The organism is Paenarthrobacter sp. GQ52 (assembly GCF_059759005.1).
In genome coordinates this window covers 318,853-340,077 of the sequence record NZ_JCAXEJ010000001.1, presented here as the reverse complement: position 1 = coordinate 340,077, position 21,225 = coordinate 318,853, and the positions used below count along the sequence as shown (strand labels likewise).

General features: G+C 64.1%; 19 protein-coding genes. 10 read left to right on the top strand and 9 right to left on the bottom strand.

The window, feature by feature from the left end; genetic code table 11:
• A complete protein-coding gene (locus AC6CH8_RS01550) occupies positions 1 to 693 on the top strand; it encodes an ABC transporter ATP-binding protein (RefSeq protein ID WP_498188429.1) in 693 nt (230 codons plus the stop codon).
• Here AC6CH8_RS01550 and AC6CH8_RS01545 read toward each other — a convergent pair.
• The 3 genes from AC6CH8_RS01545 to AC6CH8_RS01535 are packed head-to-tail and all read right to left on the bottom strand — an operon-like array spanning position 671 to position 3,684.
• Positions 671 to 1,852, bottom strand: a complete 1,182-nt coding sequence (locus tag AC6CH8_RS01545) for an ABC transporter permease (RefSeq protein WP_498188428.1) — start codon at positions 1,850 to 1,852, stop codon at positions 671 to 673. The genes AC6CH8_RS01550 and AC6CH8_RS01545 overlap by 23 nt on opposite strands.
• The gene (locus AC6CH8_RS01540; protein ID WP_498188427.1) at positions 1,849 to 2,577 is read right to left on the bottom strand and encodes an ABC transporter ATP-binding protein; all 729 of its coding nucleotides are present in this window, start codon (positions 2,575 to 2,577) and stop codon (positions 1,849 to 1,851) included. The genes AC6CH8_RS01545 and AC6CH8_RS01540 overlap by 4 nt, the downstream gene beginning before the upstream one ends.
• Before the next feature lie 12 nt (positions 2,578 to 2,589).
• Positions 2,590 to 3,684: an efflux RND transporter periplasmic adaptor subunit gene (locus tag AC6CH8_RS01535; RefSeq protein ID WP_498188426.1), complete on the bottom strand. Its 1,095-nt coding sequence runs from the start codon at positions 3,682 to 3,684 to the stop codon at positions 2,590 to 2,592.
• Positions 3,685 to 4,170: 486 nt separating this feature from the next.
• On the opposite strand from AC6CH8_RS01535, the gene AC6CH8_RS01530 reads away from it, so the two are divergent.
• Positions 4,171 to 5,241, top strand: coding sequence for a Gfo/Idh/MocA family protein (locus AC6CH8_RS01530; protein ID WP_498188425.1), 1,071 nt, complete (start codon positions 4,171 to 4,173; stop codon positions 5,239 to 5,241).
• 76 nt (positions 5,242 to 5,317) lie between these two features.
• Here AC6CH8_RS01530 and AC6CH8_RS01525 read toward each other — a convergent pair whose 3' ends face one another.
• The 3 genes from AC6CH8_RS01525 to AC6CH8_RS01515 all read right to left on the bottom strand — a co-directional run bounded on the left by AC6CH8_RS01525 (position 5,318) and on the right by AC6CH8_RS01515 (position 7,273).
• Entirely contained in the window at positions 5,318 to 5,758 is a 441-nt protein-coding gene (locus AC6CH8_RS01525; protein WP_091466003.1) for a DoxX family protein, read from the bottom strand.
• A 79-nt stretch (positions 5,759 to 5,837) separates the two neighbouring features.
• Entirely contained in the window at positions 5,838 to 6,509 is a 672-nt protein-coding gene (locus tag AC6CH8_RS01520) for a phosphonatase-like hydrolase (RefSeq protein ID WP_454809943.1), read from the bottom strand.
• On the bottom strand, positions 6,506 to 7,273 hold the full coding sequence (locus tag AC6CH8_RS01515) for a GntR family transcriptional regulator (protein ID WP_178997770.1): 768 nt from the start codon (positions 7,271 to 7,273) through the stop codon (positions 6,506 to 6,508). The genes AC6CH8_RS01520 and AC6CH8_RS01515 overlap by 4 nt, the downstream gene beginning before the upstream one ends.
• Before the next feature lie 163 nt (positions 7,274 to 7,436).
• Here AC6CH8_RS01515 and AC6CH8_RS01510 point away from each other — a divergent pair, with 163 nt between their 5' ends.
• The 5 genes from AC6CH8_RS01510 to AC6CH8_RS01490 all read left to right on the top strand — a co-directional run bounded on the left by AC6CH8_RS01510 (position 7,437) and on the right by AC6CH8_RS01490 (position 12,523).
• Positions 7,437 to 8,654: a TIGR03364 family FAD-dependent oxidoreductase gene (locus tag AC6CH8_RS01510; RefSeq protein ID WP_498188424.1), complete on the top strand. Its 1,218-nt coding sequence runs from the start codon at positions 7,437 to 7,439 to the stop codon at positions 8,652 to 8,654.
• A gap of 53 nt (positions 8,655 to 8,707) precedes the next feature.
• Positions 8,708 to 9,622 (top strand): phosphate/phosphite/phosphonate ABC transporter substrate-binding protein, encoded by a 915-nt coding sequence (locus AC6CH8_RS01505; protein WP_498188423.1) that lies wholly within the window; start codon positions 8,708 to 8,710, stop codon positions 9,620 to 9,622.
• The gene (locus AC6CH8_RS01500) at positions 9,622 to 10,407 is read left to right on the top strand and encodes a phosphonate ABC transporter ATP-binding protein (RefSeq protein WP_498188422.1); all 786 of its coding nucleotides are present in this window, start codon (positions 9,622 to 9,624) and stop codon (positions 10,405 to 10,407) included. Before AC6CH8_RS01505 ends, AC6CH8_RS01500 begins: the two co-directional genes overlap by 1 nt.
• Positions 10,404 to 11,258, top strand: a complete 855-nt coding sequence (phnE, locus tag AC6CH8_RS01495) for a phosphonate ABC transporter, permease protein PhnE (RefSeq protein WP_091465995.1) — start codon at positions 10,404 to 10,406, stop codon at positions 11,256 to 11,258. Before AC6CH8_RS01500 ends, phnE begins: the two co-directional genes overlap by 4 nt.
• A 155-nt stretch (positions 11,259 to 11,413) precedes the next feature.
• Positions 11,414 to 12,523, top strand: coding sequence for an FAD-dependent oxidoreductase (locus AC6CH8_RS01490; protein ID WP_498188421.1), 1,110 nt, complete (start codon positions 11,414 to 11,416; stop codon positions 12,521 to 12,523).
• A 63-nt stretch (positions 12,524 to 12,586) separates the two neighbouring features.
• On the opposite strand, the gene AC6CH8_RS01485 is transcribed toward AC6CH8_RS01490, so the two are convergent.
• A complete protein-coding gene (locus AC6CH8_RS01485; protein WP_498188420.1) occupies positions 12,587 to 14,806 on the bottom strand; it encodes an NADP-dependent isocitrate dehydrogenase in 2,220 nt (739 codons plus the stop codon).
• A gap of 249 nt (positions 14,807 to 15,055) precedes the next feature.
• On the opposite strand from AC6CH8_RS01485, the gene AC6CH8_RS01480 reads away from it, so the two are divergent.
• Positions 15,056 to 16,165, top strand: a complete 1,110-nt coding sequence (locus tag AC6CH8_RS01480) for a trypsin-like serine peptidase (protein ID WP_498188419.1) — start codon at positions 15,056 to 15,058, stop codon at positions 16,163 to 16,165.
• A 130-nt stretch (positions 16,166 to 16,295) separates the two neighbouring features.
• Here the strand turns inward: AC6CH8_RS01480 and purH are convergent, their stop codons facing one another.
• Positions 16,296 to 17,966, bottom strand: coding sequence for a bifunctional phosphoribosylaminoimidazolecarboxamide formyltransferase/IMP cyclohydrolase (purH, locus tag AC6CH8_RS01475; protein WP_178997758.1), 1,671 nt, complete (start codon positions 17,964 to 17,966; stop codon positions 16,296 to 16,298).
• A 185-nt stretch (positions 17,967 to 18,151) separates the two neighbouring features.
• Entirely contained in the window at positions 18,152 to 19,126 is a 975-nt protein-coding gene (locus tag AC6CH8_RS01470) for an endonuclease domain-containing protein (protein ID WP_498188418.1), read from the bottom strand.
• Positions 19,127 to 19,317: 191 nt separating this feature from the next.
• Here AC6CH8_RS01470 and AC6CH8_RS01465 point away from each other — a divergent pair, with 191 nt between their 5' ends.
• Positions 19,318 to 20,265 (top strand): N-acetylglucosamine kinase, encoded by a 948-nt coding sequence (locus AC6CH8_RS01465; RefSeq protein ID WP_498188417.1) that lies wholly within the window; start codon positions 19,318 to 19,320, stop codon positions 20,263 to 20,265.
• Entirely contained in the window at positions 20,240 to 21,190 is a 951-nt protein-coding gene (gene murQ, locus AC6CH8_RS01460) for an N-acetylmuramic acid 6-phosphate etherase (RefSeq protein WP_476116227.1), read from the top strand. The genes AC6CH8_RS01465 and murQ overlap by 26 nt, the downstream gene beginning before the upstream one ends.
• The last annotated feature ends 35 nt before the right edge of the window (positions 21,191 to 21,225 follow it).

The following is a 21,225-nucleotide window of genomic DNA, read 5'->3' as shown; positions in this document are numbered from 1 at the left end:
GTGATCGTAGTCAAGGACCTGGTCCGTCAGTTCAAGTCCGGTGATCGGACCATCAAGCCAGTAAACGAGGTCAGCTTTGAGCTCGACAAGGGCTCGCTGGCGTCCATCGTCGGCAAGAGCGGCAGCGGCAAAAGCACGCTGTTGTCCCTCCTGGGTGCGCTGGACAAGCCCACCTCGGGAGACGTCGTCGTGGACGGCGTCAGCCTGGCCGGACTGCCGGACGGCAAGCTGACCGAGTACCGTCGCCGGGACATCGGCTTCGTGTTCCAGCAGTTCAACCTGATTCCCAACCTCAGTGCCGTGGACAACGTCATGCTGCCTATGGAGTTCGCGGGTGTCCGCAAAGCGGCCAGGCTGCAGCGGGCCAAAGAGCTATTGGAGCAGGTGCAGTTGGATCCAGAGAAGCACTCGCGCCGCACCAACCGACTGTCCGGCGGCGAGCAGCAGCGTGTGGCGATTGCCCGGGCGCTGGCCAACGAGCCCAAGCTGATCCTCGCCGATGAGCCCACCGGAAATCTGGATGAGCAAACCGGCGAGCACATCATCGAGCTGTTGAGTTCCCTGAGCCGCGATCACAACACCACCATCCTGGTGGTCACGCATGATCGCAGCCTGGCGCAGAAGACCGAGCGCTGCTTCCGGCTTCAGCAGGGCAGGCTCACCGAGGAGGTCAGAACCGGATCGCGTCGATGACCTTGACGCGCACCGCAACGAGCGCAGGGATGGCTCCGGCGAGTGCGCCCACAAGGACTGCTGCGCCGAATCCCATCAGCGCGGCCTCGATGGGGAAGGCCGGGTATTCGGTCAGACCTGGCGCCACCTTCGATTCAATCCACGGGTGCTTCACCACTGCGACTGCCAACATGACTCCGGCCAAGCCGGCAACCGCGGTGGCCACCACGGATTCCATCATGACGCCCACGAAAATCCGTCCGGACGTTGCCCCGAAGCTGCGCCGGATGCCGATTTCACGGACCCTGTAGCGCACGGTCACCATGGAGATGTTGAGCATTCCCACGGCTCCGAGCAGGAGCACCAGACCGGCCACGCCGCCCACCACCATCTGGACGGGAGCCAAAGGATCTCCCCATGCGGCATAGTCCATACGGTTGGCGTGGGCGTAGTAGCCGGGGAACTGGGCTTGGAGATCGGCCGTGATTGCTGCCGTGAGGGCTCCGGCCTGTGCCTCGCCAACCCAGATTTTGAACTCCGACATCTGCGGCTTGATCCCGGTCATGGCCGCGCCCTCGGCAAGGATGAACGCGGAAGGCGGCGAGTCCGGGTAGGAATCAGGCACGACGCCGATAATCACCGCCGTTGCCGGCTGATCTCCGGGGATGCTCACCGTGGGATGGGTGGTGAGGTTGGGCCTGCCCGCTTGGTTATAGAAGGATTCAGAGACGACGACGGCGGGTGCGAGCCTTTTGCCGTCGTCGGCAGCGAACCAGCTTCCTCGCTGAAGGGGGACCCGGTGGATGACGCCGTAGCCGACATCCACAATGGTCACGTTCACTGTTGTCACTCCACGGGGAAACTGAAAACCGGCCTGGGTCTGGCTGACGTGCGTGGAGGTCGTGATGCCGTAGCGCTGTTGAATACCTTGATAGGCCTTCTCAAGTTTCACCGTGTCCGGCATGGTTGGCCCCTGGACGTTCAAGGACAGCGTGGCCACCCGCCCGCCGCTACGTTCGGACTGAACTTTCATGCCTTCCCGGGCCAGACTGCCCACGCCCACCACGGAGGTCAACGCCGCAACGGACAAGGCAACACCTAGCAGGGCCAGGAGAATGCGAACCTTGTTGATGCGGAGTTCCTGCCACGCTTCAACGAGCGTCGAAATGAAGCCGGTCACGCGCTGACTCCTGCGGGAGCGGGTGCCGGCAGCGGGCTGAGCACCCCGGAATCCAGGCGGTAGCAGGCCCGGGCCAGGGCTGCGACATTGGTGTCGTGCGTGATGGTCACCAACGCGGCAGCCGTTTCCGTGGCCACTGTATCCAGGAGGGCCATCACGGACTGCCCTGTTTCCACATCCAGCGCACCGGTTGGTTCATCGGCCAGGATGAGCCTCGGCCTGCGGACAAGGGCACGGGCAATGGCTACGCGCTGCTGCTCGCCACCGGAAAGCATGTTGGGCATGGTCTTGGCGCGGGAGGCGAGGCCAACCCTGTCCAGCATGTCCATGGCAATCTCGCGACGCCGCCAGAACTCCTTGCCTTTGGCGTAGAACAGCGGCGTAATGACGTTGTCCAGCGCGCTGCGTCCGGGCAACAGGTTGAACTGCTGGAACACGAAGCCCACGGTAGAGCCCCTCAACCGGGCACGGGCGTTGTTACCCAGCCGGTCTGCGGGCTGGCCAAGGAACTCCAGCTCCCCCGACGTCGGGATGTCCAGGAGGCCAAGCAGGTTGAGCAATGTTGATTTGCCGCAACCCGAACGGCCCACGATTGCAGTGTGGTCCCCGCTGCGGACCTCGAGGTCGATGCCCCGGAGAATATTCAGCTGCTGGTCGTCGGGCAGCCTGACGGATCGGGTGACTGAACGCAGACTAACGAGAGTTTCTTTAGGTGATTCGTCCATGCCGTTCGCTGCCTAGCCCATCGGGCCGTAGACGGCCTGGCCTGGACCCATCATGGGATCTTGAACGGCCGGCGCCCCGGGCACGAATTCCAGTACCTGTTCGCCTTCGGTCAGGCCGGAGGTCACTTCCACCACAGAGCCGTCGTTGAGCCCCAGCTGGACAGTGCGCTGCTCGGGAGCGGCACCTGTTCCTCCCGGGCCGGCGATCCATACGATCCCGTCCTTGACGCTGCCCTTCACGGATGTCAGCGGAACAGTTACTACGTCGGATGCAACACCGGCGCTGACCGTCATGGTGGCGCCAAGTCCCGCGAAGACCTGTTGGCCTGAAGGAACCGGACAGCTCAGCGTTCCTGTAGGAGTGCCGCCCTCTTCCGGTTGGTTGCCTCCGCCGGGGCCCGCAATCGCTGCGCCGACGCCCATTCCGGCACCTCCGCCTGTGGCGGCCAGTCCGCCCGAAGCCGCACCGCCGTCGTCGGATGTGTTGTTCTTGAGCGTCACGTCGGCGCACTGGAACGGCGCCGGTCCACCCACCAAAGCGATTTCCGCAGGACCGGGTTTGCCCAGCAGGCGGTACTGCTGCGCGGCCGTGACTGACCCCGACACGGTGTAGGTTCCGGGATCGATCTTGCCCACGGACTCGCCCACGGTGACCTGCTGGTCAATGAGGGTTGTGAGCTGCTGCAGGGTTCCGGCGCTTGGAGCGAGGATGTCGAAGTAGTCGTACACGGGCTTGGGAGCTGTTTGCGGCCCCTCCTGTGTGGTCTGCGCGGGGGCGACCGCGCGCTCAGCCTTGACTTGGAAAAGGACCTCGCCCTTGGTGACGGTCGCACCTGGCTCAACGAACACCTGGACTACTTTTCCGGCTGAGGTGCTGCGGACAGTCTCGGCGGCGTCGCTCTGTACGGTGCCCTTGATTTCCACGGTGTTGGTGACAGTAGCCCGGGTGGCCGGGACTACCGGGATGTCCACTTGGGCCAAAGGCGCGGGCTCGGCAGCGGCCGATTCCAGGCCATCCACAAAAGCGATCTTAACCAGGGCCACCGCAATAATCGCGAAAACCAACAACCAGGCAACCGGCAAAATGACGCGCCGAAAAGTACCCATCCCTGCTCCATTTCGGTAACTCCCCACAGAACCTCTGCGAGGGATGATTGCCTAAGCCTAAGGGAGGAAATTCTGCGCGCCGGGCATTCCTATGACTTGACAGAATGCTTACCGTGTCGGGGGGGCCTTGGCGAGCCGGGCGCACCCGTTCCCGCCGCACGCACCCCTGGTTCCTGTCGGGCGCACCCGTTCCCGCCGCGCGCACCCCTGGTTCCTGTCGGGCGCACCCGTTCCCGCCGCACGCACCAGAGGTTACTGCAGCGATCGGCGTAAAAGGGTGCGCACCACGTGCTTACCCAAACTCCCTCACTTGTCTGGACCGGCCCTGCCCTGTCCGTGAACGGCGCACCCGTTTTCGCCGCGCGCACCCCTGGTTCCTGTCGGGCGCACCCGTTCCCGCCACGCGCACCAGAGGTTACGGTAGCGATCGGCGCGAAAGGGTGCGCACGACGTCCTTGATAACTGCGGAATGAGAGGATGAACGGCATGACACTTCCTATCGCCGTGCCGTGGCTTTCCAACCAAACCAATCAGGATCCCCGCGCAGCAACCGGGCAGCCCTTGCGGTGGGGAGTAGTGTCTACAGGCAACATCGCCAACAGTGTTTCCCGGGACTTGGCAATGCTTGAGGATGCGGAGCTGTACGCAGTGAGCTCCCGCACCCAGGCAGCCGCGGATGCATTCGCCCATACTCTCGGCTTCGCCAAGGGCTACGGGGACGACGGCGACGTACCCGGCTACCAGCGCTTGTTCGACGATCCCGCCGTGGACGTGGTCTACGTTGCTACGCCGCATGCCCAGCACTTCCAGATTGCAGCCGCCGCATTGCGGGCCGGTAAGCATGTCCTGTGCGAGAAAGCCCTCACCATTAACGCCCGAGAAGCCAGCGAGCTGGTGAAACTGGCCCGGGAGCAGAACGTGTTCTTCATGGAAGCCGTGTGGAGCCGCTTCCTGCCAAGCATGCAGCGGGCGTTCGAGATCGCGGCCTCCGGGGAGCTCGGACAGATCCAGTGGGTCAGCGCAGACCTCGGTTTCCCGGCACCCTACGATCCCGCTGCACGAATTTGGGCCCTCAATGACGGCGGCGGGGCGCTCCTGGACATCACTGTCTACCCACTGCTCTGGGCGCTGGGAACGCTGGGCTTCCCGCAGTCGGTCACCGCAATCGGCACCCTCAACGACGACGGCGTGGACAGCCAGAACGCCCTGACCCTGGGCTACGACACTGGTGCACAGGCGCAGTTGACGTCGTCGTTGATGGCCCACGGCCCCCGAACCGCAACAGTGGCCGGCGGGCTCGGGTTCCTGCAGACTGTGGGCTCCGTGAACAACCCCCGTGAGCTGATGATCCGGATCGGGTGGGACGAACCCCGCCGCGAGCACTTTGACGTTGTGGGCACCGGCTACACCTACGAACTCCGGGAAGTAACCCGCTGCATCCAGCAAGGCCTCACCGAGAGCCCGGTCATGCCGCTGGAAGACTCGATTAACGTCATGCGCCTCTTCGACGGGGTGCGGTCGCAGTTGGGGATCCGGTACCCCAACGACGCCCGGTGACTGCTAGCCCGGTGGCCCGGCCCGGTGGCGCGTGCCGCCGTGGCGCGTGCCGCCGTCGTGAGTTAACTCAGCTGTATTAACGCCCGTGGCGGGCCGGTTGCCTTGCCAGCTTGCGGTCCAGGGACAGAGCGCCGGGCCCCAGAAACACGAACGCGATGGAGATGGCGACGTAAATGATCAAGAGTTCGGCCGTGACACCGGACTTGTCAGTGAGCAGGGGTTTGCCCGCTTCGGTCACGAACCAGATCCCGGCGAACATGATCGCCGCCAGGAATCCGGCCACCCTGGTGAGGGCGCCGATGACCAAGAGCAGGCCGAGGCCCAGTTCACCGGCGATCACAAGCCAGGCCACGATCTCCGGCTTCTGCACGCCCATGGCCGCCACCGACGCGGCGAACGCAGCATGCCCGGCCATGAACTTCTGGAAGCCGTGCACCATCAGGAGCGCACCGAACACCACTCGCAGGATGGTGACGCCGCGGGCAGAGGACGTGGGAGACGGGTGCAGGAATTTCACGGGTTCCAATCTTCCATGCCTGCGGGCCTGCCGCCAACCGGCCTGCTTCCAACCCGCCTGCTTCCAATCCGCGGTCGCGCTACGACAGCAGCGCCGGGATGTCCTTCACGCCGTCCAGGATGTGGTGGTGCGGGTGCGCGGCCAAGGCGTCGCGGTCCAGCTTGCCGGTCAGGACACCCACGGCGGTGACGCCGGCGTTGTTGGCAGCGGCGAGGTCGTTCACGGTATCGCCGGCAGCGATCACGGCGCGGACATCCTGCACGCCGGTCAGCTCCATAGCCCGGTGAATCATGTGCGGTGCCGGACGGCCGGCGGCTACTTCGTCGGAGCATACGACGGCGTCCAACAGGTTATCGTCGTCGACGCTCCAACCCAGCCGCTCCAGGAGAGGCTCGGCCACGTCGCGCGAGAAGCCGGTTGTCAGGGCCACCTTGATGCCCTGGCGGCGGAGAGCACGGAACGCGTCTTCCACGCCTTCGAGCGCAACCGGCGGGTTGGCGTCGTAGAACTCGACGAGCAATTCCTTGAAGCGCTTGAAAGCGGCAGCCACTACTTCCGGCGTGGCCACTCCACCCCCGGCTTCAATCAGCGACGTGATGGCCTCAACTTTGTCGGCGCCCATCCACTCCTGCACAGCTTCGGGCGTGGTGGTCACGCCGGTTTCTTCAACGCAGCGGGCCAGCGCTACGTAGACGTCGCCGTGTTCGTCGATGGTGGTTCCGGCCATATCGCAGGCAACTAGCTTGATCATGGGGTGGCTCCTTCGGTGTGGATGCGGACCAGGGCGGCCCGGCGTTCCACGGTGTTGTCGATGGTGAAGTTTGTGAGTGCCGGCAGGTAGCGGTCCTCGGAGTATTCGAGGGGCTGTCCGTCGGAGGAACGGGTGATGCGGCGTTCGCGCAGGAGCGGAATACCTTCGGGTTGCTCCAAAAGTTCGGCGTCCTCGTCACTGGCGGCGACGGCGTCGATGGTGTGGCGGGCGCTGTGCAGGTCTACGCCTTGTTCCTTGAGGAACGCAAAAATGGACCCGGAATCGGTATCGAAGTCGAACAGTTTCCGTCCCACATCCAGGATGAACGTGGTGCGCTCGATCATGGCCGGAGCGTCATCCAGGTAGCGGACGCGCAGGACCTCCACCACGGTGGTCCCGGGCATCAAACCAAGTGCCTCCGCCGCTTCCGGGCTGGCTTCGCGCCTGGCCACTTCAAGGGTTCGTTGGCCGGGCTTCTTGCCGATCCCGCTGGCCCATTCAGTGAACGAGTTGAACGTGGAAAAGGACTGCGACGGTACAGACGAGCGAACCATGGGAGGCCGGCCTCGGCCGCCGGTCACAGCTCCTTCCGACCGAAGGAATGCGAGCGCTTGGCGGATGGGTCCACGCGACGTTCCGAACTCGCGGCACAGCTCCGCCTCGCTGGGTAGCTGGAAGCCCGGCGGCCAGTCGCCGTCAGTGATCCGGCGCATGAATTCCTCACTGAGACGGACGTGGAGGGGTGCGTTCTGCTGTGTGCTCACAAGTTGATAATACAAGTCCGGCCCAATGGAAACACTGGTTTTGAGAGGCTTCAGATGAATTTGACGTGAACTCAAGTGAACAGAAGTTAAAATCAGGTTAACTTGTATATACAAGTCCCGATTTGGCTTGATTCCCCTTCAATCAGCCGCCAGTCTCAATGGTGTGAACAACCCAAGCACCTCCCCCGCACGTTTCAACAGCAGAGCGAGCCAGGCCACCGACGTCGTCATTGTCGGTGCTGGAATTGTGGGACTGGCCCACGCCGCTCACGCTGTCGCCAACGGCCTGACCGTCACTATCATCGAGCGCGACCATCATGCGGCCGGCGCTTCTGTACGCAACTTCGGCCACTGCTGCATCACGGCCCAATCCGGCGAACTGTATGAACTTGCGCAGACCTCGCGGAAGTACTGGCTCGAGTTTGCCGAGCGCGCCGGGTTCTGGGCGGCCGAGGCCGGCGCCATGGTTCTCGCCCGCACCGAAGCTGAGATGAACGTCCTCCGCGAACTCTCCGCCGTGCGGGAGCCGGGACAGGTAGAACTGCTCTCCCCTGCGGAGACGCGGGCACGCCTGGGCTCGACAGCTTCCGTGGCAGAAGAACCGCACGACGACGGCGGTACTTCGGGCGGCGAATGGCCCGGCCTGGTGGGCGGCGCCTTCCTCCGGGACGACCTCCGAGTAGATCCCCGTACAACAGTCGCAAAGTTGGCCGAGTGGTTAAGCCAGCAACCCGGCGTCGAACTTCACTGGAACACGGCCGCGCTGGACTTCAACCAGAGTCCTGAGGGCGTGACTGTCCAGACGTCGCGCGGCGAGCTCCGCGCGAAGCAGGTCTTTGTCTGTGTTGGCCACGACGTCGACTACCTCTTCCCGGACCTTGCCGACGAGCACCACATCCAGCGGTGCGCCTTGCAGATGTCGCTGGCGGCCAAGCCATCCGACGTCGAGTTCGCGCCAGCGGTTCTCACTGCGACATCGATGCTCCGGTACCCGGCTTTCACGGACATGCCCGCTGCTGCAGCCCTGCACTCCGAAGTACTGGAGAAGCAGCCGGAACTGCTGGAGATCGGCGCCAACGTCATGTTCACCCAACGCCCCGACGGCACCATCATCCTGGGCGACTCACACCACTACCACCGCACGGCCGATCCGTTCCTGGACGAATCCGTGACCGACACACTCAACTCTGAAATCACCGGCCGGATCGGCGAACCGCTGGAGATCATCCAGCGCTGGCAGGGCATCTACGCGTCCTCGGAGGTGGCACCGATCCTGGTTCGCGAGGTCCAGCCCGGCGTCACAGTGGTGTCTGTGACCTCCGGCGTCGGCATGACCCTGTCCTTCGGCCTGGCACACCGCAACGTTTCTCGCCTGTACTGATTCATCTTTGGTATCCGTTCTCCCCTCTCAATCCCCTTCGCATAAGGATCCCCATGAAAACCACGCTCCTCACCGGTTCCGCGCTTGCCCTCGCCACCGTTCTGGCGCTCACTGCCTGCGGCGGCTCGGCACAGTCCTCCCCCGAAGCCACCAAGGCCACCTGCCCCAACGGCGAGATCAAGTTCGGCATCGAACCCTACGAGGACCCCGCCAAGTTGAAGCCGGCCTACGATGTCCTGGCGGCCGCCCTGTCCAAGAAGCTTGAATGCCCGGTGAGCGTCCAGGTGGTTGAAGACTATGCGGCCGAGGTCCTGGCCATGCGCAACGGCAAGCTGGACCTGGGCCAGTTCGGTCCCCTGGGCTACGTGTTCGCGGACGCCAAGGCCGGCGCCGAGCCGCTGGTCTCCTTCGGCACTGCCGAGAAGGAACTCAGCACCTACACCGCGGGGATCTGGGTTCCCAAGGACAGCCCCATCCAAGCCATTGGTGACCTGAAGGGCAAGTCCCTCGCCCTGGGCAGTGTCGGCTCAACCTCGGGCGACGTACTGCCCCGTTTCGGCCTCCGTGAAGCCGGAATTGCCGATGCCGACATCAAGATGGACTACACCGGCGGTCATCCTGAAGCACTGCTGGCGCTCACCAACGGCAAAGTGGACGCAGCCCAGATCAACTCCCAGACGCTGGCCACTGCCATCGCCGCAGGCACGTTCACTGCGGACAACTTCCGCCGGGTGTGGACGTCGAACCCCATCCCCAATGACCCCATCACCGTTCGCGGCGACGCCGATCCCGCGTTCAAGGCCGCCGTGAAGGACGCGTTCCTGAGCCTTGATCCCGCCGATGTAGCCAAAGTGGGCGAGTTCCTGGACGTCACCCCTCCGGGCCCCTTGCTTGAGGTCACCAAAGATAACTACACGCCATTGTTTGAGCTCGCCGAGACCATGGGCCTGACCGAGAAGGATCTGTAATGCTCCTTTCTGTCCAGGGTTTGCGTAAGTCCTTCAACGGGCGGACCGTCCTGGAGGGTGTCGACTTCTCAGTTGCAGCCGGTGAGCTGGTGGCCTTCCTGGGCGCCAACGGCTCCGGCAAGTCCACCACGCTGCGCTGCGTCATGGGCATCACTTCCCCGGATTCCGGCAGCATCAGCATTTCCGGGAACGCGCTGGATTCCCTGCAGGGCCGTGAGTTGCAGCAGGCGCGCCAGCGGATGGCCATGATTTTCCAGAAGATCCACTTGGTCCCCCGCCGTACCGCCTTGGATAACGTCTGCGCCGGCGCCCTGTCGAGGATCCCGACTGTCCGGTCACTCAGTCCATTGCTGTTCCCGGCCGACGTTCAGCAGGAAGCCCTCGACTGCCTGGACCGGGTCGGCCTGGCCGACCGTGCTTTCGACCGTGTGGGCCGTTTGTCCGGCGGACAGCAGCAGCGCGTCGCCGTAGCCCGGGCACTGTGCCAGCGGGCCGACGTCGTGCTCGCCGACGAGCCCGTGTCCGCCCTGGATCCGCACGCCGCCGAGCAGGTCATGGCGCTGTTGCGTGAACTCGCGCATTCCGAAGGGCTGGCCGTGGCCGCCGTGCTGCACCAACCCGATCTCGCACTGCGGTACGCGGACAGGTCCATCGGCCTGCTCCGGGGCTCCATGACCTTCAACCTCCCCTCCACGGAGATCACGGCGGAGCACCTCGACACCTTGTACGCCCCGGACAGGATCGTTTCAGACACGATCGTTTCAGACAGGACCCAGGCAGCATGACACCCCACACCTTGACCCCGGCAGTGGCGCGCCGGGACTCCCCAAGCAAAACCCGAGTGGCACTGGTCCGCCCGAAGAAGCCGCTGCGGTGGATCACGACGGCGGCAGTGGCGGCCGCCGTCGTCGGACTTCACGCCGTGGCCATCGAGGGGACGGACTTCAAACCCGAGCTGTTGGTGGATGGCTGGAAGGGCATGGCTGCGTTCATCGGCGACGCCTTCCCGCCGGACCTCAGCTGGGAGAAGACGCTCAAGCCCGGCCTCGAAGCCACGCTGGTGACCCTGTGGATCGGGCTTTTGGGGACCACGTTGTCCGTGCCGTTCGCCCTGCTGCTTGCGGCGCTGGCCGCCGAGAACACCAGCCCGCACCGGCTTGTGTACCAGGCTGCGCGCGCCATCCTGTCCTTCTTCCGCGCCGTGCCGGACATCGTGTTCGCGCTGATCTTCGTCACCGCCGTCGGGCTTGGTCCGTTCGCGGGTGTGCTCGCGCTGATCTGCCACAACACCGGTGTCATGGGGAAGCTGTGGGCGGAGTCAATGGAGGAAATCGACGCCGGCCCCCAGGAAGCACTCCGGACCGCAGGAGCAAACCGGATCCAGCAGGTGGCCAACGCAACGCTGCCCATGGTGGTCCCGCAGTTCGTGGGCCTGCTGCTCTACCGCTTCGACGTCAACGTACGGTCCTCGCTGGTCCTTGGCCTGGTAGGCGCCGGAGGCATCGGCCTGCTGATCAACCAGTCCATCAAGTCGTTCCAGTTCGACTCCATGCTCACGCACATTCTCATTGTGCTGGTGCTGATCATCGTCGTGGACCAGTTCTCCGCGTGGATCCGCAGGCGCCTGGCCGCCTAACCCACCCGCCTGACTCAACTGAGTCGCAGTTGAGCGCGTTTTGGCCCCTCAAAGCGCGCAGTGCTGCGACTTAGTTGGGTGAGTGGGGGCAGAATGGGAGGTGGCCCTCTTTGGGGGTCGCGTTTTCAAGAGGGCCGACGGTGGATGGAGCAGGCATGCAGGTTGACGTTGTAGTTGTTGGCGGAGGAGCCATGGGATCGGCTGCCGCGTGGCAACTCGCCCGGGCGGGTCGCTCCGTGGTTCTGTTGGAGCAGTTCGAGGCCGGACACCACATCGGCGCATCCCACGGCGCCACCCGCAACTTCAACACCGCCTACGCCGAAGCCGACTACCTGGACCTCCTCGCCGAATCGAAAATCCTCTGGGACGAGCTCGCGGCAGAGCATGGCGCACCACTCCTGGACATGGTGGGGCTTGTGAACCACGGAAATGTCCCCCTACTGCAACAGGTCCGGGAGGCACACGAGGCCCGGGGCATCGAAAGCTACTTCATCTCCCCCGACGAAGCCGCTAACCGATGGCTCGGGATGAACTTCGCCACCGATGTCCTCTTCGTGCCGGGCTCGGGCCGGATCCGTGCGGCTGACGCCCTGACGGCACTACGGAAATCAGCTGAAGCCCACGGTGCCGTTTTCAAATACTCGACGCCGGTCAAGGACATCCGAGTCACGGGCGGCGAATCAGCGGTGGTGGTAACGGAGGAAACGGAGTACACGGCCAGCCGCGTGGTGGTCACCGCCGGTGCTTGGACTCCGAAACTCATCGGCAAGCTCACGGATCTTCCGCCCTTGGTGGTAACCCAGGAGCAGCCGGCCCACTTCACGCCAAGGGATAACACGCTGGTGTGGCCGAGCTTCAACCACAGCCCGGACCCCGATCCCAACAACGAAGCCTACGAGTACTGGTACAGCCCCGTCTACGGGATGCTCACCCCCGGCGAAGGCGTCAAGGCGGGCTGGCACGGAGTCGGCCCGGTCATGGATCCGGACGAGCGCACGTTCGAGCCCATCCCCCACCAGATGGAAGCTTTGGTGCGGTACGCAGAAGAGTGGCTTCCCGGCGTCGACCCTTCCACCGCGGTTCCCATCAGCTGCACCTACACCACCACGCCCAACGAGGACTTCGTGCTGGACCACTTCGGTCCGCTGGTGGTGGGCGCTGGTTTCTCGGGTCACGGTTTCAAGTTCACGCCCGCCATTGGCCGGGTGCTGAAGGACATCGTCGACGGCGGTGTGGCCCCTGAGCGGTTCCACGCGGAACGCTGAATCCTCGTTTAAAAGCAACCGGCCCGCGGGCAATGCCTGCGGGCCGGTTGCTTTATGCCAGGACTACTTCAGGGTCGCGAGGACCTTGTTGAACGTAGCCGACGGGCGCATGATCTCAGCGGCCTTGGCAGCGTCCGGACGGTAGTAACCGCCAAGGTCGACGCCGGGACCCTGGACTGCGGCAAGCTCGCCGACGATTGCCTCTTCGTTGGAGGTCAGGGCTTCGGCAATTGCCGCGAAGTCCTTGGCCAACTCGGCATCCTCAGTCTGCTTGGCCAGTTCCTGGGCCCAGTACGTGGCCAGGTAGAAGTGGCTTCCGCGGTTGTCCAGCTCGCCGACGCTGCGGCGCGGGGACTTGTTCTCCAGCAGGAACGTACCCGTGGCGCGGTCCAGCGTGTCAGCCAGGACCTGTGCGCGGGCGTTACCCGTGGTGGTGGCAAGGTGCTCGAAGCTCACGGCCAGGGCGAGGAACTCGCCGAGGCTGTCCCAGCGGAGGTGGTTTTCCTTGACCAGCTGCTGGACGTGCTTGGGAGCGGAGCCACCGGCACCGGTCTCGAACAGGCCGCCACCGTTGATCAGCGGAACGATGGAGAGCATCTTGGCGCTGGTGCCGAGCTCGAGGATCGGGAACAGGTCCGTGAGGTAATCGCGGAGGACGTTACCCGTGACGGAGATGGTGTCCTCGCCCTTGCGGATGCGCTCCAGGGTGAAGGCCGTGGCCTCAACCGGGGAAAGGATCTTGATTTCCAGGCCCTCGGTGTCGTGTTCCTTGAGGTACTCGTTGACCTTGGCGATGAGGTTGGAGTCGTGTGCGCGGGTCTCGTCCAGCCAGAACACAGCCGGGGTCTGGGAAGCGCGGGCACGGGTGACGGCCAGCTTGACCCAGTCGCGGACCGGGACGTCCTTGGTCTGGCATGCGCGCCAGATGTCACCGGGGAAGACCTGATGCTCGGTGAGGACGTTGCCCTTGCTGTCCACGAGCTGCACGGTGCCGGCTGCCTGGATCTCGAAGGTCTTGTCGTGGCTGCCGTATTCTTCGGCTGCCTGCGCCATGAGGCCCACGTTGGGAACAGTGCCCATGGTGGTGGGATCGAACGCACCGTTGGCGCGGCAGTCGTCCAGCACAACCTGGTAGATCCCGGCGTAGGAGCTGTCCGGGATAACAGCCAGAGTGTCGGCTTCCTTGCCGTCCGGGCCCCACATGTGGCCGGAGGAACGAATCATGGCAGGCATGGAGGCGTCAACGATGATGTCCGACGGGACGTGCAGGCTGGTGATGCCCTTGTCGGAATCGACCATGGCCAGCGCCGGGCCGTCTTCGAGGCCCTTGGTGATGGCTGCCTTGACGCCTTCACGGACGTCCTCGGGCAGGTCTTCCAAGCCGCTGAGGATGGCTGCGAGGCCGTTGTTGGGGCTGATGCCTGCGGCTGCGAGCTGCTTGCCGTAGGTGTCGAACAGCTCGGAGAAGTAAGCCTTGACCACGTGGCCGAAGATGATGGGGTCCGAGACCTTCATCATGGTGGCCTTCAGGTGTGCGGAGAAGAGGATGTCCTCTTCCTTGGCGCGGACAACCTGTGCCTTGAGGAACTCGTCCAGGGCGTCGGCGCGGAGGACGGTAGCGTCCACAACTTCGCCGGCCAGGACAGGGCAGTCCTTCTTCAGGACCTTGGTGGTGCCGTCTTCGCGCACCAGCTGGATGGTCAGGGAATCGTCAGCCTTCAGGACAACGGACTTCTCGTTGGAGCGGAAGTCGTTCTCGCCCATGGTGGCAACGTTGGTCTTGGACTCAGCAGTCCAGGCACCCATGGAGTGCGGGTTCTGGCGAGCGTAGTTCTTCACCGACAGGGGTGCGCGGCGATCCGAGTTGCCCTCACGCAGCACCGGGTTCACAGCGGAGCCCTTGATCTTGTCGTAGCGCGAGCGGATGTCCGTCTCGGTGTCCGAGGAGGGGTTGTCCGGGTAGTCCGGGAGGGCGTAGCCCTGGGCCTGGAGCTCGGCGATGGCAGCCTTGAGCTGCGGCACGGAGGCGCTGATGTTGGGCAGCTTGATGATGTTGGCTTCCGGCTGCTTTGCCAGTTCACCAAGCTCAGCAAGTGCGTTGCCCGTGCGCTGTTCTTCTGTCAGGAAATCACCGAAGACGGCGATGATGCGGCCGGCCAGCGAAATATCGCGGGTCTCCACCTCTACTCCTGCGGTCGAGGCATACGCTTCAACGATCGGCAGGAATGAGTAAGTTGCCAGCATCGGCGCTTCGTCTGTGTGGGTATAGATAATCTTGGCCATTGGCGGGGTTCTCCCTGAAAGTCTGCAGATTTCAACATCTCTAACTTACCCGAGTAGACCGTTTTGACGGCCCTTCGTGTCCGGGATCACTCTCTGCGTTACCGCTCACAACGGGGACCAACGCCCGACGGCGGCCCGGCCGCCGCTGCTGCCCGCCGTCGTCGAACGCTGCTTCTGCCTTCGGAATCCGGGCGCGCAAGCATGGCCCACCTAGCCTCAACTGGAAGTGACAGCAAATTATCACAAACTATGAAACATCTCTTTACAAACTTGTCATACGTTCGATACCTTCAATTCCGTCAGTCGGCGGTCGCCATCACTGACCGCCTCACTCCCTCGATAGGTAGGAACAACGTGACAAAAACCAAGACCCTGGCCACAAGCCTGCTGAGTCTGTCCGCTGCCGCAATCCTGGCGCTGGTTGGAACCACCAGCGCAAATGCGGCTCCGGTAAACACCACAGACTCCAGCGGCGCTGCGGTCAGCAGCCATGTAGTGTCGGACGCCGGCGCTGCAGACTACTGGACGCCGGAACGCATGAAGAATGCCAAGTCCGGCGAAATCCTTGCCGCCAAAGCACTGGAACGCGGCAAGCTCCTCAACCTCGGCAAAGCCCCGGTCACTGAAGCCCCGGGCACCCCCAGCAGCATCGCAGGCCAGCAGGCAGCACCCGATTCCAAGACCATCGACCGCAAAGTGAACCAGAGCGAGACGCCGGTCAAGCACATCGGCAAGATCTTCTTCACCCTGGGCGGCTCCAACTACGTCTGCTCAGGCAACTCCGTCACCGCAACCAACAAGAGCACCGTGTCCACCGCCGGACACTGCCTCAACGAAGGCCCGGGCGCCTACGCCACCAACTTCGTCTTCGTTCCCGCCTACCTCAACGGTGCTGCACCCTACGGGAAGTGGACGGCAAAGGCGCTGTACGCCCCCACACAGTGGGCTTCCAACGGCAACATGCAGTACGACACCGCGTTCGCCGTCATGAACACCCTCAACGGCCAGCGCCTCGCCGACGTCGTAGGTTCCTCCGGCGTCCAGTTCAACGCAGCCCGCGGCCTGAGCTACAAGGCCTTCGGCTACCCGGCAGGCTCGCCCTTCAACGGTGAATCGCTCAAGAGCTGCTCCGGCAAGGCCACCAACGATCCCTACAACCCGCAGTTCAACAGCCAGGGAATCCCCTGCAACATGACCGGTGGATCCTCGGGCGGCCCGTGGTTCATCGGCACCAGCTCCACCGGCTACCAGAACTCCGTGAACAGCTACGGATACGGCAGCAACTCCACCACCATGTACGGCCCGTACTGGGGCACCGTGATCCAGTCCACGTACAACACTGCTGCGGCGGCTTCGTAGCGCTTCTGATGTATCTGGCACGTCCCTGTTAAGTGCGTGCTAAGCACGACGGCGGCCGTCCCCTTCCGGGGGCGGCCGCCGTTGCGTTGTGGTGCTTTTGCCGTGCTGCTGGGCCTGCGGCCCAGTGCTTCTAGTGGAAGAAGTGGCGTGCGCCGGTGAAGTACATGGTGATGCCGGCGGCGTTGGCTGCGGCAATGACTTCCTCGTCGCGGACGGATCCGCCCGGCTGGACGACGGCGCGGACACCGGCGTCGATCAGGATCTGCAGCCCATCAGCGAACGGGAAGAACGCGTCCGAGGATGCAACGGCACCGCGTGCGCGCTCAGGTGCGTCGCCACCGCTGGTGTTGGACGCACCGCCGGCACCTTCGACGTCGGACTCCACCGTCACGCCCAGCGTGTTGGCTCGCTCGACGGCCAGGCGGCAGGAGTCCAGGCGGTTGACCTGGCCCATGCCGATGCCCACGGCTGCACCGTGGTTGGCGATCAGGATGGCGTTGGACTTGGCAGCGCGGCAAGCGGTCCAGGCGAAGGCGAGGTCCGCGAGCGTTGCTTCGTCGGCGGCTTCACCGGCAGCGAGGGTCCAGTTGGCGGGGTTGTCGCCGTCGGCGTCTACCTTGTCGCTCATCTGGACCAGGACGCCACCGGAAACCTGGCGCATCTCGGAGGGGTAGCGGCCGTAGCCCTCGGGCAGGGCGAGGAGGCGGATGTTCTTCTTCTTGGAAAGGATCTCCACGGCTTCGGGCTCGAAGTCCGGGGCGATGACAACCTCGGTGAAGATGTCGGCAACCGTGCGGGCCATGCCGGCCGTGACCGTGCGGTTCGCAGCGATGACGCCACCGAAAGCGGAGACGGGATCGCAGGCGTGGGCCTTGGCGTGGGCGTCGGCGATCGGGTCTGCGGCGTCGGCGGAACCAACAGCGACACCACACGGGTTGGCGTGCTTGATGATCGCGACAGCAGGCTCAGCGAAGTCGAAGGCAGCGCGGAGGGCAGCATCGGCGTCGACGAAGTTGTTGTAGCTCATGGCCTTGCCGTGCAGCTGGTCAGCCTGGGCGATGCCGGCCGGAGCAGCCTTGTCCACGTAGAGCGCGGCCTGCTGGTGCGGGTTTTCGCCGTAGCGGAGGACCTCGGAGCGTTCCAAGGACAGGCCTGCGTAGGCGGGCCAGTCGATGATGCCGTCGCCGTCTTCGTCCAGGAACTGGCTGGCAGTCCACGTCGCAACAGCGGTGTCGTAGCTGGCCGTGTGCGCGAAGGCCTTGGCTGCCAGGCGGCGACGGGTGTTCAGGTCGAAACCGCCATGTGCTGCGGCGTCGACTACTGCGCCGTAGAAGTTCGGGTCCGTGACAATGGCGACGGCGGCGTGGTTCTTCGCGGCCGAACGCACCATCGCGGGGCCTCCGATGTCGATCTGCTCAACGACGTCATCCTGCGCTGCGCCGGACTTCACGGTCTCGACGAACGGGTAAAGGTTCACCACAACGAGGTCGAAGGTCTCGATCTCCATGCCCGCGAGGGTGTCCATGTGTGCCGGGACGCGACGGTCAGCCAGGATGCCGCCGTGCACGCGCGGGTGCAGGGTCTTGACGCGGCCGTCCAGCATTTCCGGGGAGCCGGTGACTTCTTCGACTTCCTTGACCGGGATGCCTGCGGCGGCGATCTTCTTGGCGGTGGAGCCGGTGGAAACAATGGCGACGCCCGCTGCATGCAGGCCCTTCGCGAGCTCCTCCAGTCCCGTCTTGTCGTAAACCGAGATCAGTGCACGGCGGATGGGAACACGGTCAAGCTGCGTCAAGCTCACAAAAGTCTCCGTCTTAGTTCGCGTAGATGTCGCGGGTGGTTTAGCGGGTGGTGGGGATACGGAGAGTTTATCGTGTTTCGTGGTTGGTCCCGTTTTGCGTCTTGGCACCCCCTGCGTTGCGAGGCCCGCTCTACACCCATAGCGAGCCCCACACCCTGCACACCAGGCCCCACAAACCCCACCCCTTACGACGCCGGCCCGCGCCACCCGCGCGACACCAACGCATCGCGCACCTTACGTTCGGCGTTGGCCCATCCACCTTTCATCTGAACATACGAGAACTTCAGCACGATCCACCCCAATGCTCGAAGCCGGTCGTCGCGTTCGATGTCCTTACCCCACTGCACCGGGTCGGATCGATGATGATCCCCCTCATACTCGATGGCAATTTTGTATTCCTTGTATTGGAGGTCCGGCGTGGATACGTACCTGCTTTGTTCATCGAAGACGGGCTGCGTGACCGCTGGCTCCGGCAGCCCGGCGTCGACGATTTTCAACCGCAGCCGGGATTCCTGAGGAGAGTCCACCCCGACGCGCAGCAACGGCAGTATCTCCCTGGCCATCCTGATTCCTTTGACCTTCGGCCGCCGGTCAATGACTTCCTGGATTGCCTCGATCGAAGACAGCGGATTCTCCCGAGCCAACAGAAAGTCGCCGGCCGCCACGAGCGAAGACCGTCCCATGTGCCGGGCCAAATCCATCCAGGTCCACTCGGGCGACGTCAGTTGCACCCCGTTCACTGCACGAACGTCTCGGGTCAGCAACGGTGCTCGATGCCCGACCACGCCGCGACGTTTGACCCGCCCGATCTCGTGTCGTCGCGTCACGTGAATAACGCCGTTGTTGCCCTCCTCCTCGAGATATATCGGAAGGGGGATCGACCAGAGGAGCGCAGCGGTCACATGGCTGACCGCACAACGTGGAGTGACGGCCGTGTGCAGCCGTGCAAGTAGCGCCACGTTGGCGCTATCGCTCCGGTCAAGCCGGATTCCCCGGCTGGGTGTGATGAGGCCTGCCGCTTGCAGCCTCCCGCGTGGCACGCCGGCCGCGTAGGCGTCGCTGACAAGGAAGCCTTCCGGGTTGATCTCCGACGGCAAAGGCATAGGTTTCCGCATTGGACCATGCTCGCCGGAAACGGCCAGCAGCGTTGCGTTATCCACAGATTTGGCCCCTGAAGGACGCTGCGACTATTCCTCCACAGAACTTGCGAGGCCCGCTCTGCACGCAAAGCACACCCAATACCCTGCAGAACTGGCCTCACAACGCAGGGTTCAGGCGTTGCGAGGCCCGCTCTGCACCCCATTTCCCTGGTTTACCGCGCAGAGCAGGCCCCGCAACATAGGGTTGATCCATGGAAGCCACCGAGGTCGTTCTTGTTGCCGATGTAGGGAAGAGCCGTTGCCGCGTGGAGTTGCGCAGCGGCACGGAGTTGCTGGGCGCCGCCGACCAGCATGGCTTCCCCGGGGTACACGTGGACAACGGGCCCACCCTCGCGTTCGAGCTCCTCCTTGAAACCGTGAGCCTGTTGCCACCCGGGCTTCCCCTCGGCGCGATCACCAGCGTTGGCGCCGCAGTTGCTGGCGTCGAAGCATCCGCGGAAAAGTCGCAGGAACTCGCCACCATGTTGTCCAGGAGGTTCTCGGTTCCTGCTGCGGTCCTCTCAGATGCGACGGCCGCCCAACTCGGAGCTCTCCAAGGTGCCCCCGGCACCACGCTCATCGTGGGCACGGGTGCCGTGGCCTTCCGCTTCGACGAAGCCGGCGTCCTGCACCGGGCCGACGGCTGGGGACCTTATCTGGGTGATCGTGGCAGCGGAAGATGGATTGGCCAGCAGGGTCTTCAGGCAGTTCTTGAAGCGCACGACGGCGGCCCGGCTACGTCGTTGTCAGCTGCGGCCGGCGCTCTGGTGGAGTCACCGGACATGCTCCCGGGGTGGCTCGCCGCCAACGAGAACCCCTACCGGGCGATGGCCCGTTTCGCGCCGCTGGTTCTGCACGCAGCGGAGGCGGGTGACGCCGTCGCACATGGCATTATCGGTGAGGCTTGCCGCATCCTGACCCGTACCGTGGGGCTCGCATCCGGCGGCGACAACGGCAGCACAGCCCGTGTGGCGTTGCTGGGCGGAGTGGTGGGTTCGGACTTCTTCGCTGCGCTCTTGCGGAAGTCCCTTGCTTCGGCTGGGATTGAGGTGGTTGCACCGCTGGGCGATGGTTTGGACGGTGCTGCCCTCGCTGCGACGCGCCGCGGGCTCATCCAGGAAAGGTACATCCACCGTGACGGAACAAACTGGCCCGACTAACGCCGACAAATTAGCGGGCCTGCGTACGGAGCTGGCCGGATTGCAAACCGAGGCCACGGCCGAGGGTTTGGAGAACCTGGACATCCTAGGCACCCAGGAACTGGTTGCGGCGATGCTTGCGCACAGTGCAGGAGTACACGCTGCTGTTGAAGCTGCGAGTCCCGCCATTGTTCAAACCGTCGACGCCGTTGCGGAGCGGCTTCAGCGCGGTGGCCGTCTTTTGTATGTGGGAGCCGGAACGGCCGGAAGGCTGGGTGTGCTCGACGCGAGCGAATGTCCGCCGACGTTCGGCACTCCGCCGGGACTCGTCGTCGGACTTATTGCGGGCGGAGTGCAGGCGATCCAGAAACCGGTTGAGTATGCCGAGGACAACGCGACTGCCGGTGCGCGCGACTTGCACGACATCAACGTGACCGAAGCCGACGCCGTCGTGGGTATTACGGCCTCGGGCCGGACGCCCTACGTGATCGGCGCACTGGAAGAAGCGCGGAAGCGGGGCGCGTTTACGGCGTCGTTGGCGTGCAACAAGGGCTCGGCCGTTAGCCATCTGGCGGATGCCGCGATCGAGGTTGTTGTGGGTCCGGAGTTCATCGCGGGCTCCACCAGGCTGAACTCGGGCACGGCTCAGAAACTTGTCCTCAACATGATCAGCACGTTGGTGATGGTGAAACTGGGCAAGACCTACGGGAACCTCATGGTGGATCTGCGGGCCACGAACGAGAAGCTGCTTGCCCGCTCGCAAAGGACGGTCCAGCACGCAACCGGTGTGTCCGCCCAGGAAGCCGCCGCAGCGCTGGACTCCGTTGGCGGTTCAGTGAAGGCAGCCATTTTGGTCCTCCTGACGGGCATCGAGGCTGGTCAGGCCAAGGGTGCCTTGGAAGAAGCCGGCGGTTTCCTGCGGAGGGCCATCGAGAACCAGAAGTAACGCGGTCGGCGGGGTTAGCCCAAGCGCATAAAGTT

Excerpts from the sequence above, each read along its gene's own strand:
- AC6CH8_RS01530 (WP_498188425.1), top strand. The coding sequence starts at position 4,171 with ATGACACTTCCTATCGCCGTGCCGTGGCTTTCCAACCAAACCAATCAG.
- phnE (WP_091465995.1), top strand. The coding sequence starts at position 10,404 with ATGACACCCCACACCTTGACCCCGGCAGTGGCGCGCCGGGACTCCCCA.
- AC6CH8_RS01485 (WP_498188420.1), bottom strand. The coding sequence starts at position 14,806 with ATGGCCAAGATTATCTATACCCACACAGACGAAGCGCCGATGCTGGCA.
- AC6CH8_RS01505 (WP_498188423.1), top strand. The coding sequence starts at position 8,708 with ATGAAAACCACGCTCCTCACCGGTTCCGCGCTTGCCCTCGCCACCGTT.
- AC6CH8_RS01500 (WP_498188422.1), top strand. The coding sequence starts at position 9,622 with ATGCTCCTTTCTGTCCAGGGTTTGCGTAAGTCCTTCAACGGGCGGACC.
- AC6CH8_RS01535 (WP_498188426.1), bottom strand. The coding sequence starts at position 3,684 with ATGGGTACTTTTCGGCGCGTCATTTTGCCGGTTGCCTGGTTGTTGGTT.
- AC6CH8_RS01480 (WP_498188419.1), top strand. The coding sequence starts at position 15,056 with ATGAAACATCTCTTTACAAACTTGTCATACGTTCGATACCTTCAATTC.
- AC6CH8_RS01490 (WP_498188421.1), top strand. The coding sequence starts at position 11,414 with ATGCAGGTTGACGTTGTAGTTGTTGGCGGAGGAGCCATGGGATCGGCT.
- AC6CH8_RS01520 (WP_454809943.1), bottom strand. The coding sequence starts at position 6,509 with ATGATCAAGCTAGTTGCCTGCGATATGGCCGGAACCACCATCGACGAA.
- AC6CH8_RS01465 (WP_498188417.1), top strand. The coding sequence starts at position 19,318 with ATGGAAGCCACCGAGGTCGTTCTTGTTGCCGATGTAGGGAAGAGCCGT.
- AC6CH8_RS01540 (WP_498188427.1), bottom strand. The coding sequence starts at position 2,577 with ATGGACGAATCACCTAAAGAAACTCTCGTTAGTCTGCGTTCAGTCACC.